Origin of the sequence: Paracoccus sp. MA (genome assembly GCF_020990385.1) — a bacterium.
Taxonomy (GTDB): Bacteria; Pseudomonadota; Alphaproteobacteria; order Rhodobacterales; family Rhodobacteraceae; genus Paracoccus.
In genome coordinates this window covers 1,495,800-1,513,595 of record NZ_CP087598.1, presented here as the reverse complement: position 1 = coordinate 1,513,595, position 17,796 = coordinate 1,495,800, and the positions used below count along the sequence as shown (strand labels likewise).

Sequence of the window (17,796 nt, the reverse complement as noted above, 5' to 3'; positions counted from 1 at the left end):
ATGCAAGGCAGCCGCATATTGCTGATCGTCGGCGGGGGCATCGCCGCCTTCAAGATCCCCGAGCTGATCCGCATGATCCGGCGCGAGGGGGGCTCGGTCGTGCCGGTGCTGACGCGGGCGGGGGGGCAGTTCGTGACGCCGCTGACCCTGTCGGCGCTGGCCGAGGCGCCCTGCCATACCGAGCTGTTCGACCTGACCCGCGAATCCGAGATGGGCCATATCCAGCTGTCGCGCGCCGCCGATCTGGTGGTGGTGGCGCCGGCGACCGCCGACCTGCTGGCGCGGATGGCGGCGGGGATGGCGGACGACCTGGCCTCGACCCTGCTCTTGGCCACCGACAAGCCGGTGCTGGCGGCGCCGGCGATGAACGTGCGCATGTGGCAGCACCCCGCGACGCAGCGCAACCTGGACCTGCTGGAGAATGACGGCGTCCGGTTTGTCGGCCCGGACGAGGGCGACATGGCCTGCGGCGAATACGGTCCCGGGCGCATGGCCGAGCCCGAGGCGATCCTGCAGGCGATCCGTGCGGCGCTGGGGCGCGAGAAGCCGCTGCGCCTGCCGCCCGAGGCGGTGGTCTCGCTGCCCGCGCGGGTGCTGGGCGGGCGGCATGTCATCGTGACCTCGGGCCCGACGCATGAGCCGATCGACCCCGTGCGCTATATCGCCAACCGCTCCAGCGGGGCGCAGGGCGCGGCGATTGCCGCGGCGCTGCGCGACCTGGGCGCGCGGGTCAGTTTCATTACCGGCCCGGCCGAGGTGCCCCCGCCCGAGGGCGTCGCGGTGATCGTCGTCGAGACGGCGCGCGAGATGCGCGAGGCGGTCGAGGCCGCCTTGCCCGCCGATGCCGCGGTGATGGCCGCTGCCGTGGCCGACTGGCATGTCGCCAATGCCCGGCCGGGCAAGATCAAGAAGGACGGCTCCGGCAGGCTGCCCGAGCTGCAATTCGCCGAGAATCCCGACATCCTGGCCTGGATCAGCCAGCTGGGCCGCGACCGTCCGTCGCTGGTGGTGGGCTTTGCCGCCGAGACCGACGACGTGCTGGACAACGCCGCCCGCAAGCGCAAGCGCAAGGGTTGCGACTGGATCGTTGCCAATGACGTGAGCCCGGCGACCGGGATCATGGGCGGGACCGAGAACGCGGTGACGCTGATCTCCGAGACCGGGGCGGAAAGCTGGCCGCGGCTCTCCAAGGACGAGGTGGCGCACCGGCTGGCCGCGCGCATCGCCGACGCGCTGAACGCCGGGGACGGCATGGCGGAGGGGCATGCATGAACCGGGTCTATCTGGACTGGAACGCCACCGCGCCGCTGCGCCCCGAGGCGCGCGAGGCCATGCTGGCGGCCAGCGAGATCGTCGGCAACCCGTCCTCGGTCCATGCCGAGGGGCGGGCGGCGAAATCGGCGCTGGAACGGGCGCGCGAGGAGATCGCCTCGGCCCTGGGCGCCGAGGGGGGGGATGTGATCTTCAACTCGGGCGCCACCGAGGCGGCGGCGCTGGTGCTGCAGGACCGCGGGCTGGCCTGTTCGGCGGTGGAACATGCCGCCGTGCTGGCCTGGTGCGACAATTCGCTGCAGACGGAGCCCTCGGGGCGCGTGATCGTCCCCGATCCGGCCCGTGCGGCGCTGCAACTGGCCAATTCCGAGACCGGCGTCATCCAGGACCTGCCCCAGGGGCTGGCGGCCAGCGACCTGACCCAGGCCTTCGGAAAGATTCCCTTCGCCTTCAACTGGCTGGGGATCGAGGCCGGTTTCGTCAGCGCCCACAAGCTTGGCGGTCCGCGCGGCATCGGCGCGCTGGTGGTCCGGCGCGGCACCGAGATCGAGGCCCGCATCCGGGGCGGCGGGCAGGAACAGGGCCGCCGCGCCGGGACCGAGAACCTGATCGGCATCATGGGCTTTGCGGCGGCGGCGAAAGCGGCGCAGAATGATCTGGATCAAGGAATCGGGGAAAAAGTGTCGGAAATCCGCGATTCCCTGATGGCTACTCTGGAATCCGGGGCAGAAATGGTTACATTCCCGGGGCGCGAATCCCGCCGCCTGCCGAATACATTGTCGATCCTGACGCCGGGATGGCGCGGAGAGACGCAGGTGATGCAGATGGACCTCGCCGGATTTGCCGTATCGGCAGGCTCGGCCTGTTCCTCGGGCAAGGTCCGGCCAAGCTCCGTCCTGACGGCCATGGGAATCGCGCCGGAATGGGCGGGCGATGCGATCCGCGTCTCGATCGGTCCGACGACGGACCCTCGGGACGTCGTGCGTTTTGCGGATGCCTGGCTGGCGGCTTATGCGCGCTGGCGGCAAAGGAATGATCAGCGGGCGACCGCGGGAAGGGTGTGAGATGTCTGTTGAGACCGGCGAGGCCATCGAAGTCCGCGAGGGTGTAGACCGCGAGACCGTCGAGACCGTTCAAAGCATGGGGTCCTACAAATACGGCTGGGACACCGAGATCGAGATGGAATATGCCCCCAAGGGCATCAACGAGGACATCGTCCGGCTGATCTCGAAGAAGAACGAGGAGCCGGAATGGATGACCGAGTGGCGGCTGCAGGCCTTCCGCCGCTGGCAGACCATGACCGAGCCGAAATGGGCGATGCTGCATTATCCCGAGATCGCCTATCAGGAGCAGTATTACTACGCCCGCCCGAAAAGCATGGAGGTCAAGCCGAAGTCGCTGGACGAGGTCGATCCCAAGCTGCTGGCCACCTATGAAAAGCTGGGCATCCCGCTGAAGGAGCAGATGATCCTGGCCGGGATCGAGGGCGCCGAGGGCGCGCCTGCCGAAGGGCGCAAGGTCGCGGTGGACGCGGTCTTCGACAGCGTCAGCGTCGGCACCACCTTCAAGGACGAGCTGGCCAAGGCCGGGGTGATCTTCTGCTCGATCAGCGAAGCCATCCGCGAGCATCCCGAACTGGTGAAGAAATACCTGGGCTCGGTCGTGCCGCAATCGGACAATTTCTTCGCCACGCTGAACTCGGCGGTCTTCTCGGACGGCAGCTTCGTCTATGTGCCGCCGGGGGTGCGCTGCCCGATGGAGCTGTCCACCTATTTCCGCATCAATGCCGAGAATACCGGCCAGTTCGAGCGCACGCTGATCATCGCCGACAAGGGCTCTTACGTCAGCTATCTGGAAGGCTGCACTGCGCCCAAGCGCGACGTGGCGCAGCTGCACGCGGCGGTGGTCGAGATCGTCGTGCTGGAGGATGCCGAGGTCAAGTATTCGACCGTGCAGAACTGGTTCCCCGGCGACGAGGAAGGCAAGGGCGGCATCTACAACTTCGTCACCAAGCGCGCCGATTGCCGCGAGGCGCGGGCCAAGGTGATGTGGACCCAGGTCGAAACCGGTTCGGCGATCACCTGGAAATACCCGTCCTGCATCCTGCGCGGCGACGAGAGCCAGGGCGAGTTCTATTCCATCGCCATCGCCAACAACCACCAGCAGGCGGATACCGGGACCAAGATGATCCATCTTGGCAAGAACACCCGCTCGCGCATTGTTTCAAAAGGGATTTCCGCCGGGCAGGCGCAGAACACCTATCGCGGCCTGGTGTCGATGCATCCGCGCGCCAAGAACAGCCGCAACTACACGCAATGCGACAGCCTGCTGATCGGCGACAAATGCGGCGCCCATACCGTGCCCTATATCGAGGTCAAGAACACCTCCTCGCGCGTCGAGCACGAGGCGACGACCTCGAAGGTCGATGACGACCAGCTCTTCTATTGCCGCCAGCGCGGCATGGACGAGGAAGAGGCGGTCGCCCTGGTGGTGAACGGCTTCTGCCGCGAGGTCCTGCAGGCGCTGCCGATGGAATTCGCCATGGAGGCGCAGTCGCTGGTCGCCATTTCGCTGGAGGGGTCGGTCGGATGATCGTCACCACCACCCCCGGCATCGAGGGCCGCCGCATCAGCGCCTATCACGGCGTGGTGACGGGCGAGACCATTATCGGCGCCAACATCTTCCGCGACATCTTCGCCGGGATCCGCGACATCGTGGGCGGCCGGTCGGGCGCCTATGAATCCGCGCTGGCCTCGGCCCGCGAAACCGCCTTGTCCGAGATGCAGGACCGCGCGACCGCCCTGGGCGGCAATGCGGTGGTCGGCGTCGACCTGGACTATGAAGTCATCAACAACATGCTGATGGTGTCGGCCTCCGGCACCGCCGTGACCGTCGAATAGGAACCGAACCATGCTGGAAATCAAGAATCTGTACGTCAAGCTTGAGGACGAGGATAAGCAGATCCTCAAAGGCGTCGATCTGACCGTCCCGGCTGGCGAGGTCCATGCCATCATGGGGCCGAACGGCTCGGGCAAGTCGACCCTGTCCTATGTGCTTTCGGGCCGCGACGGCTATGAGGTGACCGAGGGCGAGGCGAGCCTGGAGGGCGAGAGCCTGCTGGAGATGGAGCCCGAGGAGCGCGCCGCCGCCGGCCTGTTCCTGGCCTTCCAGTATCCGGTCGAGATCCCCGGCGTCGGCAACATGACCTTCCTGCGCACCGCCGTGAACGCGCAGCGCAAGGCGCGCGGCGAGGAAGAGCTGTCCTCGGCCGAGTTCCTGAAGCTGATCCGCGAAAAGGCCCGCACGCTGAAGATCGACGCCGAGATGCTGAAGCGCCCGGTCAATGTCGGCTTCTCGGGCGGCGAGAAGAAACGCAACGAGATCCTGCAAATGGCCATGCTGGAGCCGCGCATGTGCATCCTGGACGAGACCGATTCCGGCCTCGATGTCGATGCGATGCGGCTGGTGGCCGAGGGGGTGAACGCGCTGCGCTCGCCCGACCGGGCCTTCCTGGTGATCACGCATTACCAGCGGCTGCTGGACCATATCCGGCCGGACGTGGTGCATATCATGGCCGACGGCCGCATCGTGCGCACCGGCGGGCCCGAACTGGCGCTGCAGGTCGAGCAGCACGGCTACGGCGATCTTCTGGCGGAGGTCGGGTAATGGCGGACACGGCTGTTCTTGCCGCGCAGGTTCCCGCGGTCGAGGGCAAGGCCCGTCCCGGCGACACCGCCCTGGCGGCGCGCCTGGACGCGCTGGACCTGCCGCGCGGCGGCTTTACCCGTCCGGCGCGCGAGGATGCGGCGCAGCGGCTGCAGGCCATGGGCCTGCCCGGCGCGCGCGACGAATACTGGCGCTATACCGATCCGGCAGCTTTCAACGCCGCCCGGCCGCAGCCGGTCGATCTGGCAGCCGATACCAGCACCCTGTTCACCGGCATTGACCGGCTGAACATCGTCTTCGTGGACGGGCGCTTCGATGCCGTCGCCTCGGATGCGCTGGAAGCCGAAGGGGTCGAGATCGAAAGCCTCGCTGCCGCCGAGGCGCGGGCGGATCACTGGGCCGCCGGGTTCTATGGCCGGCTGGAAGCCGCCGGGCAGGTGCCGGTCAAGCGTCCCTTCGCGACGCTGAATACGCTGGCCGCCGCCGAGGGCGTGCTGATCCGCGTTACCGGCAAGCTGGACCGGCCGGTGCACATCACCTATCGCCGCTCGGCCGCCGATGCGGACGTCCATCTGCATCACGTCGTCAAGCTTGAAGAGGGGGCCGAGCTGACGCTGCTGGAAACCGGCTCGATCGGCGCGCGCTCGAACGTGGTGTTCGAGGCCGATCTGGGCCAGGGCGCGCGCTTCCACCACATCAGCGCCAAGCGCGCCAACGATCCCAAGCTGGGGCTGGGCCATATCTTCGCCCGCGTCGCCGCCGAGGCGCTGTTCAAGTCCTTCACCTTGACGGTCAACGGGCTGATGATGCGCAACGAGGCGGTGATCGACATTGCCGGCGACGATGCGGTGGCGCATATCGCCGCGGCGGTGCTGGGCGACGGCGATATCGGCCGTTTCCACCACGACGACACCGTCTTCATCACCCATGCCGCCGAGCGTTGCGAAAGCCGGCAGGTGTTCAAGAAGGTGCTGAAGAACGGCGCCGAGGGCGTGTTCCAGGGCAAGATCCTGGTCAAGCCCGGCGCGCAGAAGACCGACGGCTACCAGATCAGCCAGGGGCTGCTGCTGGACGAGGGCAGCCAGTTCCTCGCCAAGCCCGAGCTGGAAATCTATGCCGACGACGTGAAATGCTCGCATGGCTCGACCACCGGGGCGCTGGACGAGACGGCGCTGTTCTACCTGCGCTCGCGCGGGGTGCCGAAGGAACGCGCCATCGTGCTCTTGGTGCTGTCCTTCCTGGCCGATGCGCTGGACGAGATCGAGGACCAGCGGCTGCGCGACGACATCCTTGGCCGGCTGGAAGACTGGCTGACGGCGCGCGCGGGCAATCCGGGCAAGGCCGGTTCGGGCGGGGCATGAGCCGGGCCGGCATCGTCCCGCGCATTCTGGAAAGCTGGTGGGCGCCGGGCAGGGTGGTCAGATCCCTGCGCGGCATGCCCGACCGGGCGCTGATCGTCGTGCTGATGGCGGCGATGCTGGTGTTTCTGGTCGCGCAGGCCCCGGGCCATGCCCGGGATGCGCAGCTCATGCCCGAGGTGCCCCTGGGCGCGCGCATGGGCGGGGCGCTGCTGGCGGTGATGTTCATGATGCCGCTGCTGGCCTATGGGGTGGCGGCGCTGGTCTCGGGCCTGTCGCGGCTGACGCCCTGGCCGGTGGCGCCGCAGGATTCGCGCCTGGCGCTGTTCTGGGCGCTGCTGGCGGTGGCGCCGGCGATGCTGCTGGCGGGGCTGACCGCCGGCCTGGTGGGCCCCGGTCCGGCGCTTGGCCTGACGCGGGCGGTGGCGGGTCTGGGCTTTCTCGTGATATGGGGCGCGGGACTGCGCGCATTGGCGGGGAACAGATGAAACTGGGCGATCTTGGCGACCTGACGGTCCTGACCCTGCGGGACCCGGAGGCAGCCGTCCGCGTGCTGCGCGAGCTGGACTTGCCGATGGTGGCGCGCTGGATGGTGCTGCTGCTGGCGGTGACGCTCTCCACGCTGCTTGCTGCGCTGTCGCTGCTGCTGTTCCCGGTCGAGGTGGACAACCCCGTCTCGCGCATGCTTTCCGAGCCGATGACGCTGGCCGGCATCCAGCTGGGCGCCATGGTGCTGTCGGCCCTGTTCGTGGCGCAGATCGGGCGGCTGTTCGGCGGCCATGGCACCTTTCCCGACGCCCTGCTGATCGTCGGCTGGGTCGAGCTGATGCTGGTCGGGCTGCAGGCTGTGCAGGTGGTGATGATGGCGCTGTTTCCTGCCACGGCCACGCTGCTTTCCATGCTGGCCTTTGGCCTTTTCCTTTATCTTGCCGTGACCATGACCAAGGCGTTGCACGGCTTCACCAGCACCGGCAAGGTGGTGGTGGGCCTGATCGGCAGCGTCTTCCTGCTTGGCTTCGTGCTGTCGCTGATCGCGGCGGCATTCGGCATCGTCCCCGAGGTGACACCATGAGCTTCGACGTCGAAAAGGTCCGCGCCGATTTCCCGATCCTGTCGCGGCAGGTGAACGGCCGGCCTCTGGTCTATCTGGACAATGGCGCTTCGGCGCAGAAGCCGCGCGCGGTGATCGATGCCATCACCCGTGCCTATGAGGCGGAATATGCCAATGTCCATCGCGGGCTGCATTTCCTGTCCAATCTCGCGACCGAGAACTATGAGCGGGTGCGCGCCATCATCGCCCGCTTCCTGAACGCCCCGCGCGAGGACGAGGTGATCTTCACCTCCGGCGCGACCGAGGGCATCAACCTCGTCTCCTATGGCTGGGCCGCGCCGCGCCTGCAGGCGGGCGACGAGATCGTGCTGTCGGTGCTGGAGCATCACGCCAATATCGTGCCCTGGCATTTCCTGCGTGAGCGCCAGGGCGTCCAGCTGAAATGGGTCGAGCCCGAGCCCGACGGTAGCCTGCCGCCCGAGAAGGTGCTGGCGGCGGTGGGGCCGCGGACAAGGCTGATCGCCGTCACCCATATGTCGAACGTGACCGGCACCGTGGTCGATATCGGCGCCATCGCGCGCGGCACCTCGGTGCCGGTTCTGGCCGACGGCAGCCAGGCCGCCGTGCACATGCCGGTGGACCTGTCCGCGCTCGGCGTCGATTTCTACTGCATCACCGGGCACAAGCTCTATGGTCCCTCGGGGTCGGGCGCGATCTGGATACGGGCCGAACGGCAGGCCGAGATGCGGCCCTTCATGGGCGGCGGCGACATGATCCGCACCGTCACCCGCGACAGCGTCGATTATGCCGACCCGCCGCTGCGCTTCGAGGCCGGCACGCCCGGCATCGCCAACCAGATCGGGCTGGGCGCGGCGCTGGAATACCTGATGGCGCTTGGCATGGAGAACATCGCCGCGCATGAACGCGACCTGCGCGACTATGCCCGCGACCGGCTGCGCAGCCTGAACTGGCTGTCGGTGCAGGGCGACGCGGCCGAGAAGGGCGCGATCTTCTCGATGACCATGCAGGGCGCGCATGCGCATGACATCTCGACCATCCTCGACAAGCGCGGCATCGCCGTGCGGGCGGGGACGCATTGCGCCATGCCGCTCTTGGATTATTTCGGCGTCACGGCCACGGCGCGCGCCAGCTTCGCCATGTATAACACCCGCGCCGAGGTCGATGCGCTGATCGACGGATTGACCTTCTGCCGCGAGCTTTTCGCCTGAACCCCATTGCAGAGCCGCGCGTTTGCGGGTAATCAACGGGGGCTCGCGGTCCCATAGCTCAGCTGGATAGAGCGCTACCCTCCGAAGGTAGAGGCCACACGTTCGAATCGTGTTGGGACCGCCATTTTCCCTTCATCCGCCCTGCCGCCGCGCTTCCTGATCCGGCGCCGCGATGGAATGAAGCCCCGCTCATGGCAGGAGCGGGGCTTGCGTTCGCTGCGGATCTCGGGAGGAAAAATTCCGCAGCCTCTGGGTGACTGATCCGGGGACCGGCCTGTGCAGCCTATCTGGGGGCGGCCGCGGCAAAGGGGAATGCGGGATCACCTGTGACGCGGCGTCATCCGTGGGGTTTGCCTTGGGCGCGTGAAAAACCCGGCCATCGCGAAGGCGACAGCCGGGCGCAAAGGAAGACCCAGGACAGGATCAGGCAAGTTCCAGGTTCAGCCGCTTCTCGAAGGCGCCGCGATAAAGCTGCGACAGCTCGGCCAGCGGCGCGGCGTCGCTGCCAAGCGAGACCCGGTCGGCGCCGAAGCGGCCCACGCGCGCCAGCGGCACGCCTGCCGTCTGGGCCGCTGCGATCAGTTGCGCCGCATTCTCCTCGCTGCAGGCGACCAGATAGCGGGCCTGATCCTCGCCGAAAAGCTGGGCGATATCGGCGCTGTCCAGCGTGACGCCCAGGCCCGCCGCCTCGGCCAGCTCGAAGGCGGCCAGCGCCAGCCCGCCATCCGACAGGTCGGTCGCGGCCGAGACCAGCTTGCCATGGGCGCGCAGGAACTCGCCGTTGCGCCGCTCGGCGGCCAGGTCCACATGCGGCGCGTCGCCCGCCTCGATGCCGAAGGCTTCGGCGGCCAGCGCCGACTGGCCAAGATGGCCGCGGGTCTCGCCGATGACCAGCGCGATGTCGCCCTCGGCCGGCAGGCCGGCGATCAGATCGTCCAGGTCGGCGATCAGCCCGACGCCGCCGATGGTGGGGGTGGGCAGGATGCCCTTGCCGTCGGTCTCGTTGTAAAGCGAGACGTTGCCCGAGACGATGGGGAAGTCCAGCGCCGCGCAGGCCTCGCCGATGCCCTTGATGGCGCCGACGAGCTGGCCCATGATCTCGGGCTTCTCGGGATTGCCGAAATTCAGGTTGTCGGTGGTGGCCAGCGGCAGGGCGCCGCAGGCGGTCAGGTTGCGATAGGCCTCGGCCACCGCCTGCTTGCCGCCCTCATAGGGGTTGGCCTTGACATAGCGCGGCGTCACATCGCTGGTGAAGGCCAGCGCCTTGCGGGTGCCGTGCACGCGCACCACGCCGGCGCCGAGGCTGGGGCGGCGGATGGTGTCGGCGCCGACCTGGGTGTCGTATTGCTCCCACACCCAGCCCTTGTGGGCGTGGTTCGGGCTGCCGATCAGCGATTTCAGCGCCGCGATGGGGGTGATGGCGGGCAGGGCGGGCATCTCGCCCGCTGCCGGGGTCTCGATCCAGGGACGGTCGTATTCCGGCGCGCTGGAGCTGAGCTTGGACAGCGGCAGGTCGGCCTTGACCTCGTTGCCGTGGACGATCAGGAAACGGTCCTCGGCGATGGTCTCGCCGACGATGGCGAAGTCCAGGTCCCATTTCTCGAAGATCGCCCGCGCCTCGGCCTCCTTCTCGGGCTTCAGCACCATGAGCATGCGTTCCTGCGACTCGGACAGCATCATCTCATAGGCGGTCATGTTGGTTTCGCGCTGCGGCACGGCGTCGAGCACCAGCTTGATCCCCAGGCCGCCCTTGTCGCCCATCTCGACCGCCGAGCAGGTAAGGCCCGCCGCGCCCATGTCCTGGATCGAGATCACGCTGTCGGTCTGCATCAGCTCCAGGCAGGCCTCCAGCAGGCATTTCTCGGTGAAGGGGTCGCCGACCTGCACGGTGGGGCGCTTTTCCTCGATGGTGTCGTCGAACTCGGCCGAGGCCATGGTGGCGCCGCCGACGCCGTCGCGCCCGGTCTTGGCGCCCAGATAGACCACCGGCATGCCGACGCCCGAGGCGGCGGAATAGAAGATCTTGTCGCTGTCCGCGAGGCCCGCCGCAAAGGCGTTCACCAGGCAGTTGCCGTCATAGCTGCGGTGGAAGCGCACCTCGCCGCCCACGTTCGGCACGCCGAAGGCATTGCCATAGGCGCCGATCCCCTCGACCACGCCCTTGACCAGATGCGCGGTCTTGGGATGCTCGGGCCGGCCGAAGGACAGCGCGTCCATGGCGGCGATGGGGCGGGCGCCCATGGTGAAGACGTCGCGCAGGATGCCGCCGACGCCGGTCGCGGCGCCCTGGTGCGGCTCGATATAAGAGGGGTGGTTGTGGCTCTCCATCTTGAAGACCACGGCCTGGCCGTCGCCGATATCCACGACGCCGGCGTTCTCGCCCGGGCCGCAGATCACCTGCGGGCCCTTGGTCGGCAGGGTGCGCAGCCATTTCTTCGAGGACTTGTAGGAGCAATGCTCGTTCCACATCGCCGAGAAGATGCCGAGTTCGGTGAAGCTCGGCTCGCGACCGATGATCTCGAGGATGCGCTGGTATTCGTCGGGCTTGAGCCCGTGCGCGGCGATCAGTTCCTCGGTGATCTGCGGTTCGTTCATGTCTGGCGCCCTTTTCCCCGGTTTCCCGGGCCTTTTAAGCGCAGGCGGGGCTTTAGGAAAGGGGCCGCGCGCGGCCCGGCGCGGCGGCGATCCGAAACGGTTCTGCCGCGCCGCGGCGAAGGCGCGGCCGGCGGGCAAAAAAAAAGCCGGGCATGAAGCCCGGCTCAAGTCCAACAGGGAGGTTGAAGGTGATGAGAATTGCTTCAAATCATCCCCTTCGAGATCGGAAATATGTGCAGTCGGCGAACGGTTCAAGGATGATTTCCGCATTGCGGCACATGGCCGATATGCATTCTGCGAATGCCTCGGGCAGAACGGCCGGGCAACTGCCCGCTTGCCGCTCATCCGAGGGGGCGGTCGCCGGCCTGTTCCTCGGTCTGCTGCCTGCGCAGCGACTGGATTTCCTCCAGCACGAAATCGCGGAAGGCCGCGACCCGGCGCGAGGCGCGCAGTTCTTCCGGGAAAGCCAGAAAGACCGGCACCTCGCCGGATTCGATATCCGGCAAGACACGGGTAAGATTGGGAAAATCGGCGCTGAGGTAATCCGGAAGCACGCCGATGCCGACATGGTTCAGCACCGCCTGCAGCACGCCGAAATAGTTGTTCACCATCAGCGTCGATTTCATGGTCCGCGCCAGCAACATCTGCGACAGCACGGCGCCCGAGCTGACCTGCGGCGTCTGCGGGCTCTGGCAGATCAGCCGGTGCGGCGCCAGATCCTCGAGCGTGTGGGGCACGCCGGCCTTTTCCAGATATTCAGGTGTGGCGTAAAGCCGCATGCGGATATTGAGCAGGCGGCGACGGATCAGGTCCTGCTGGTTCGGCTCTTTCATGCGGATGGCGACATCGGCCTCGCGCATGGGCAGGTCGAGGACGCGCTCTTCCAGCATCAGGTCGATCTTGAGGTCCGGATAGCGGTCATAGAGCTTGGCCAGGCGCGGCACCAGCCACATGGTGCCGAAGCCGGTGGTCGTGGTGACCTTGAGCTCGCCGAAGACGTTCTCCTCGCTGTCGCGGATGCGGGCGGCGGTGGTGTCGAGCTTGCGGACCATGGACGAGGTCGCCTCGAACAGCAGTTCGCCCTGTTCGGTCAGGATCAGTCCCCGGGCATGGCGGTGGAAAAGCGTGGTGCCCAGCGAATCCTCCAGCGCGCGGATCTGGCGGCTGACGGCGGATTGGGACAGGTGCAGAACATCGCCCGCGTGGGTCAGGCTGCCCGCGTCGGCGACGGCGTGAAATATTCTTAACTTATCCCAATCCATAACAGTGCTTTCTTGCGGCATCAGCCATGCAATCCGTGCAACCCTTACCACAGAAGGTTAGCGGAACAAGCCTGCAAAACGCCCGGAAAACCCTTTATCCGTCAGTGTTGCTGACGCACACTGCCCGCCGAACCGCCATCCGCCCGGAAAGGGCCGGACAAGCGTGCAGAATACCGCCCGCGGGGTCCGATTCTCCGCCGGGCGCCGTCACGGGCTTTTGAACGCCGGCGGCATCGGGATGGGCCGCCGCGGGCCCTGGCCGCATGACATAAATCATGGCGTTCCCTCGCCTTGCGTCCTAAAAAGGCGCGTCGCGAGCAGGAGGCTAGTCATGGCGGTAGGGGTTTTCGATTCGGGTCTGGGCGGGCTGACGGTTCTGGCCGCGATTGCCGCCCGCATGCCGGACCTGCCCTTGGCCTATCTGGGCGACAACAAGCACACGCCCTATGGGGTGCGCGACGCCGAGGATATCTTCGACCTGACCTGCGCCGGGGTCGAGCGGCTTTGGGACGAAGGCTGCGACCTGGTGATCCTGGCCTGCAACACCGCCTCGGCCGCGGCGCTGCGGCGCATGCAGGAGACCTGGCTGCCCGAGGGCAAGCGCGTGCTGGGGGTCTTCGTGCCGATGATCGAGGCGCTGACCGAGCGGCGCTGGGGCGACAACTCGCCGCCGCGCGAGGTGGCGGTCAAGCATGTGGCGCTGTTCGCCACCCCCGCCACCGTCGCCAGCCGGGCCTTCCAGCGCGAACTGGCCTTCCGCGCCATCGGCGTCGATGTCGAGGCCCAGCCCTGCGGCGGCGTGGTCGACGCGATCGAGATGGGCGACGAGATCCTGGCAGAGGCGCTGGTGACCAGCCATGTCGAGGCGCTGCTGCGCCGCATGCCGCATCCCGAGGCGGCGATCCTGGGCTGCACGCATTACCCGCTGGTGCAGGCCGCCTTCCAGAAGGCGCTGGGGCCGCAGGTCAAGGTCTATTCCCAGCCCGATCTTGTCGCCGAAAGCCTTGAGGACTACCTGAAGCGCCATCCGGAGATGCTGGGCAGCGGCACTGTCTCGCGCTTCCTGACCACCGGCGATGCCGAGCGCGTCTCGGGCAAGGCCACGCAATTCCTCCGCCATCCGATCAGGTTCGAAAGTGCCTGAAACTGGAAAGCTTGAACGATGAAATCACTGAAGAAAAAGCGCCGCATCCAGATCATTGTCGCCGCCGCCCTGGCGCTGGTGCTGGCGGTCGGGCTGATCGGCTACGGTTTTCGCGACGGCATCAACCTGTATCGTTCGCCCAGCCAGATGGCCGAAAGCCCCCCCGAGGCCGGCGAGGTCTTTCGTCTGGGCGGTCTGGTCGAGGACGGCAGCCTGATCCGCGGCGCCAGCGAGACGGTGAGCTTCCGCGTCACCGACGGCGGCGCCTCGATCCCGGTGCGCTTTACCGGCGTGCTGCCCGACCTGTTCGCCGAAGGCCAGGGCATGATCGGCACCGGCCGGATGGAGGGCGACACCTTCGTCGCCACCGAGATCCTGGCCAAGCATGACGAGAACTACATGCCGCGCGAGGTCATCGACTCGCTCAAGGAGCAGGGCGTCTACGAGGACCCGAACTCCTGACGCAACGCGCGCCCGGTTAACAGGGCGTTAACCGCACTCCCCCAGCCTTGGCCCCATTTCAGCAAGTGGGGGCTGGCATGAAGACAGTGGAACAGATCGCGGCCGAGATCGTCGCGCGTGAGGGGGGCTACGTCAACGATCCCGACGATCCGGGCGGGGCGACGAATTTCGGGGTGACGCTGGCGACGCTGCAGCGGCTGGGCATCGACAGGACCGGCGACGGGCGCGTCGACATCCGCGACGTCAAGGCGCTGACCCGCGCCGATGCCGAGCGCATCTTCGTCGAGCATTACTTCCGCCGGCCGCATCTGGCGGAACTGCCGGCCTCGGTGCAGGCCTCGGTCTTCGACATGTATGTCAATGCCGGCACCAATGCGGTGAAGATCCTGCAACGGCTGGTGACGCGCATGGGCTTTGCCGCGACCGACGACGGCCTGGTCGGGCCGCGCACCATCCTGGCCGCCCGGCAGGCCGAGGCGGCGGCGCCCGGCCATTTCGCCGATGCCTACGGCATCGCGCGGCGCAACTACTACTATTCGCTGGGCGATGCGCGCCCGGCCAGCCGCAAATACGCCCGCACGCAATCGGGGGGCAAGGGCGGCTGGATCCTGCGGGCCGAGGAGTTCATCTCGCCCCGCTATCACCTGTCGCTGGCCGAGCATCGCGCAAGGGTGGCGGCATGGGGCTGATGGACCGTTTCCTGGGGGCGGGCGCCGCCGCCGCCACCGTCGCCAATGCCGCCACCGGCATGGCCGAGGTGTTCCGCGAGAACGCCACCCGCCGCATGGAGCTGGACGAGCAAGCCTATGCCCGCGCCATCACCCAGCACGGCGCGGAATTCGCCGCCGCGCCGCGGGGCTGGTTCGATGGCATGATGAACGGGCTGAACCGGCTGCCGCGTCCCATGATGACGCTGGGGACGCTGGCGCTCTTCGGCTATGCCATGGTCGAGCTCGAGGGCTTCGGGCTGCGGATGCAGAACCTGAACCTTGTGCCCGAGCCGCTCTGGTGGCTGCTGGGCGCCGTCATCAGCTTCTATTTCGGCGCGCGCGAGGCGCATTACTTTCGCAGCCGGCCCGTCATCCGCAACGCGCCCCCGGCCACGCCGCTGACGCTGCCGACGCCGGAGGCCGGCGGGTCCTTCGGCGACAATCCGGCCCTGCGCGACTGGGCCGAGGCGGAAGCCGCGAAATAGCGATGCTGTGACAATCTGGCAGGCGCGGGGGGCTGGCTTGCCGCCCGCGCCACGGCTATTCTGCGGGGCAGCCACCCGGAGGAAGCCCATGATCGCCGAAATCGGCCATTTCGCCCTGATCCTTGCCTTTGCCGTGGCGCTTTTCCAGATGATCGTGCCGATGATCGGCGCCGCCAGAGGCTGGGGCGGCTGGATCGACAGCGCCCGCCCCGCCGCGCTGGCGCAATTCGGGCTGATCGGCATTTCCTTCGCGGCGCTGACCATGGCCTTCGTGACCTCGGACTTCTCGGTCGCGCTGGTCTACGAGAATTCGCATACCGCCAAGCCCATGCTCTACAAGATCAGCGGCGTCTGGGGCAATCACGAGGGCTCGATGCTGCTCTGGGTGCTGATCCTGTCGCTGTTCGGCGCGGCGGCGGCCAGCTTCGACGCCAACCTGCCGCCCAAGCTGCGGGCGCGGGTGCTGTCGGTGCAGGCGGCGATCGGCGCGGCCTTTCTGGCCTTCATCCTGTTCACCTCGAACCCGTTCGCCCGCATGGCGAGCCCGCCCTTCAACGGGCGCGACCTGAACCCGCTGCTGCAGGACCCCGGCCTCGCCTTTCATCCGCCGTTCCTTTATCTCGGCTATGTCGGGCTCAGCATGGCCTTCAGCTTCGCCGTGGCGGCGCTGATCGAGGGGCGGGTCGATGCCGCCTGGGCGCGCTGGGTCAGGCCCTGGACGCTGGCGGCCTGGGTCTTCCTGACCATCGGCATCGCGCTGGGGTCCTGGTGGGCCTATTACGAGCTGGGCTGGGGCGGGTTCTGGTTCTGGGACCCGGTGGAGAACGCCAGTTTCATGCCCTGGCTGATCGCCGCCGCGCTGCTGCATTCCGCCATCGTCGTGGAAAAGCGCGAGGTGCTGAAAAGCTGGACCATCCTGCTGGCCATCATGGCCTTCGGCTTCTCGCTGATCGGCACCTTCATCGTGCGTTCGGGCATCATCACCTCGGTGCACAGCTTCGCCAGCGACCCCGAGCGCGGCGTGTTCATCCTGGCGATTCTGGCCTTCTTCGTCGGGGGGGCGCTGCTGCTCTTTTCCGTGCGCGCGGCCTCGATGCAGGCGCGGGGCGCCTTCGCCCCGGTCTCGCGCGAGGGGGCGCTGGTGCTGAACAACATCCTGCTGGCGGTTTCGGCCTTCGTGGTCTTCATCGGCACGGTCTGGCCGCTGGTGGCCGAGATGGCCTGGGACAAGAAGCTCTCGGTCGGCGCGCCCTTCTTCGAGAAGGCCTTCACCCCCTTCATGGTGGCGCTGGCGATCATCCTGCCGCTGGGCGCCATCCTGCCCTGGAAGCGCGGCCGGCTGAAGCGCGTGCTTTATCCGCTGCGCGGCGCGCTGGTCTTTGCCGCCGCCGTCATGGCGCTGGTCTTTGCCGTCTCGACCGGGCATTCGGCGCTGGCGGTGATCGGCGCCGGGCTGGGTGCCTGGCTGGTCGGCGGCGCGGTGGCCGACCTGTGGCTGCGCACCGGCAATTCCGGCCTTGCGCGCCTGCGCCGCCTGCCGCGCGCCGATTGGGGCAAGGCGGTGGCCCATGCCGGGCTGGGCGTCACCTTCATCGGCATCAGCCTGCTGATGGCCTGGCAGGTCGAGGACATCCGCGTCGCCCAGGTCGGCCAGACCTTTACCGTCGCCGGCTATGACATCACCCTGGAGGCGGTCGAGGAGCGCCCCGGCCCGAACTACGATTCCATCGTGGCCACGATGAGGGTCGGCCGCGACGGCCGGCAGGTCGCCCTGCTGCATCCCGAAAAGCGGGTCTATCCGGTGCAGGCCATGCCGACGACCGAGGCGGCGATCCAGAACGGGCTGTTCCGCGACCTCTATCTGGTGATCGGCGACGAGCAGCAGGCCGGCGGCTGGGCGGTGCGCAGCTATATCAAGCCCTTCGCCAGCTGGATCTGGCTGGGCTCGGCGCTGATGGCGCTTGGCGGCTGCATCAGCCTGTCCGACCGGCGCTATCGCGTCGCCGCCGGCGCACGGCAGAGCCGGGCCGCGGCCCAGCCGGCGGAGTAGGCGATGCGCGTGCTGATCCTGACCCTGTCGCTGCTTTTGGCGCTGCCGGCCCTGGCGGTCCAGCCCGACGAGGTGCTGTCCGACCCGGCGCTGGAGTCGCGGGCGCGCGAGATCTCGAAGATCCTGCGCTGCCCGGTCTGTCAGGGCGAGACCATCGACGAATCCAATGCGCCGATCAGCCGCGACCTGCGGCTTTACCTGCGCGAGCGGCTGGTCGCGGGCGACAGCGATGCCGAGGCGGTGCAGGCCGTCACCGACCGTTTCGGCGAATACGTGCTGTTCGAGCCGCCGGCGCGCGGGGTGAACTGGCTGCTTTATCTGGCCGGGCCGGTCATGGCGGTCCTGGCGCTGCTGCTGGGCTGGCGCTTCGTGCGCTCGCGCAACCTGCCCGAGGAAGGTCCGGCCCGGCTCTCGGACGAGGAAAAGGCCCGGCTGGACCGGATCATGCGCGACTGACGCAGGGTCGGGCCTTTTCCCCTGGCCGGTGCTTGGGCAGGATAGCCGAAAGCAGG

The 17,796-nt window shown here is 67.7% G+C and carries 17 protein-coding genes and 1 tRNA gene; 16 read left to right on the top strand and 2 right to left on the bottom strand.

What is annotated here, in order from left to right; translation table 11 throughout:
• The 10 genes from coaBC (at position 1) to LOS78_RS14530 (ending at position 8,700) form a co-directional block, all read left to right on the top strand.
• The gene (coaBC, locus tag LOS78_RS14575; RefSeq protein ID WP_230377282.1) at positions 1 to 1,272 is read left to right on the top strand and encodes a bifunctional phosphopantothenoylcysteine decarboxylase/phosphopantothenate--cysteine ligase CoaBC; all 1,272 of its coding nucleotides are present in this window, start codon (positions 1 to 3) and stop codon (positions 1,270 to 1,272) included.
• Positions 1,269 to 2,336 carry a cysteine desulfurase family protein gene (locus LOS78_RS14570; protein WP_230377280.1) on the top strand — a complete coding sequence of 356 codons (1,068 nt, stop codon included), beginning with the start codon at positions 1,269 to 1,271 and terminating at the stop codon, positions 2,334 to 2,336. The genes coaBC and LOS78_RS14570 overlap by 4 nt, the downstream gene beginning before the upstream one ends.
• Before the next feature lies 1 nt (position 2,337).
• Entirely contained in the window at positions 2,338 to 3,864 is a 1,527-nt protein-coding gene (sufB, locus tag LOS78_RS14565) for a Fe-S cluster assembly protein SufB (protein WP_230377279.1), read from the top strand.
• Positions 3,861 to 4,172 (top strand): heavy metal-binding domain-containing protein, encoded by a 312-nt coding sequence (locus LOS78_RS14560; protein ID WP_028712396.1) that lies wholly within the window; start codon positions 3,861 to 3,863, stop codon positions 4,170 to 4,172. Before sufB ends, LOS78_RS14560 begins: the two co-directional genes overlap by 4 nt.
• 10 nt (positions 4,173 to 4,182) lie before the next feature.
• Positions 4,183 to 4,938, top strand: a complete 756-nt coding sequence (sufC, locus tag LOS78_RS14555) for a Fe-S cluster assembly ATPase SufC (protein WP_230377277.1) — start codon at positions 4,183 to 4,185, stop codon at positions 4,936 to 4,938.
• The gene (locus LOS78_RS14550) at positions 4,938 to 6,299 is read left to right on the top strand and encodes a SufD family Fe-S cluster assembly protein (protein WP_230377276.1); all 1,362 of its coding nucleotides are present in this window, start codon (positions 4,938 to 4,940) and stop codon (positions 6,297 to 6,299) included. The genes sufC and LOS78_RS14550 overlap by 1 nt, the downstream gene beginning before the upstream one ends.
• Complete coding sequence (locus LOS78_RS14545; RefSeq protein WP_230377275.1) at positions 6,296 to 6,784, top strand: hypothetical protein; 489 nt, start codon at positions 6,296 to 6,298, stop codon at positions 6,782 to 6,784. The genes LOS78_RS14550 and LOS78_RS14545 overlap by 4 nt, the downstream gene beginning before the upstream one ends.
• Positions 6,781 to 7,368, top strand: coding sequence for a YIP1 family protein (locus LOS78_RS14540; RefSeq protein ID WP_028712400.1), 588 nt, complete (start codon positions 6,781 to 6,783; stop codon positions 7,366 to 7,368). Before LOS78_RS14545 ends, LOS78_RS14540 begins: the two co-directional genes overlap by 4 nt.
• Positions 7,365 to 8,576, top strand: coding sequence for a cysteine desulfurase (locus LOS78_RS14535; protein WP_230377273.1), 1,212 nt, complete (start codon positions 7,365 to 7,367; stop codon positions 8,574 to 8,576). The genes LOS78_RS14540 and LOS78_RS14535 overlap by 4 nt, the downstream gene beginning before the upstream one ends.
• A 47-nt stretch (positions 8,577 to 8,623) precedes the next feature.
• A tRNA-Arg gene (locus LOS78_RS14530) sits at positions 8,624 to 8,700 on the top strand.
• A 299-nt stretch (positions 8,701 to 8,999) separates the two neighbouring features.
• Here the strand turns inward: LOS78_RS14530 and purL are convergent.
• Both purL and LOS78_RS14520 read right to left on the bottom strand, forming a co-directional pair.
• Positions 9,000 to 11,171, bottom strand: coding sequence for a phosphoribosylformylglycinamidine synthase subunit PurL (gene purL, locus LOS78_RS14525; protein ID WP_230377272.1), 2,172 nt, complete (start codon positions 11,169 to 11,171; stop codon positions 9,000 to 9,002).
• Positions 11,172 to 11,512: 341 nt separating this feature from the next.
• Positions 11,513 to 12,433 carry a LysR family transcriptional regulator gene (locus LOS78_RS14520; protein WP_028712403.1) on the bottom strand — a complete coding sequence of 307 codons (921 nt, stop codon included), beginning with the start codon at positions 12,431 to 12,433 and terminating at the stop codon, positions 11,513 to 11,515.
• Between the two features lie 331 nt (positions 12,434 to 12,764).
• Between LOS78_RS14520 and LOS78_RS14515 the strand changes: the two genes are divergently transcribed.
• From LOS78_RS14515 to LOS78_RS14490, 6 genes are all read left to right on the top strand, one after another.
• Complete coding sequence (locus LOS78_RS14515) at positions 12,765 to 13,577, top strand: glutamate racemase (protein WP_028712404.1); 813 nt, start codon at positions 12,765 to 12,767, stop codon at positions 13,575 to 13,577.
• An 18-nt stretch (positions 13,578 to 13,595) separates the two neighbouring features.
• Positions 13,596 to 14,039, top strand: coding sequence for a cytochrome c maturation protein CcmE (gene ccmE, locus LOS78_RS14510; RefSeq protein ID WP_028712405.1), 444 nt, complete (start codon positions 13,596 to 13,598; stop codon positions 14,037 to 14,039).
• Between the two features lie 77 nt (positions 14,040 to 14,116).
• Positions 14,117 to 14,728, top strand: a complete 612-nt coding sequence (locus LOS78_RS14505) for a holin-associated N-acetylmuramidase (RefSeq protein ID WP_230377271.1) — start codon at positions 14,117 to 14,119, stop codon at positions 14,726 to 14,728.
• Positions 14,719 to 15,234 carry a holin family protein gene (locus tag LOS78_RS14500; RefSeq protein WP_230377269.1) on the top strand — a complete coding sequence of 172 codons (516 nt, stop codon included), beginning with the start codon at positions 14,719 to 14,721 and terminating at the stop codon, positions 15,232 to 15,234. The genes LOS78_RS14505 and LOS78_RS14500 overlap by 10 nt, the downstream gene beginning before the upstream one ends.
• Before the next feature lie 88 nt (positions 15,235 to 15,322).
• On the top strand, positions 15,323 to 17,284 hold the full coding sequence (locus tag LOS78_RS14495) for a heme lyase CcmF/NrfE family subunit (protein ID WP_230377267.1): 1,962 nt from the start codon (positions 15,323 to 15,325) through the stop codon (positions 17,282 to 17,284).
• Positions 17,285 to 17,287: 3 nt separating this feature from the next.
• Positions 17,288 to 17,740, top strand: coding sequence for a cytochrome c-type biogenesis protein (locus LOS78_RS14490; RefSeq protein WP_230377266.1), 453 nt, complete (start codon positions 17,288 to 17,290; stop codon positions 17,738 to 17,740).
• The last annotated feature ends 56 nt before the right edge of the window (positions 17,741 to 17,796 follow it).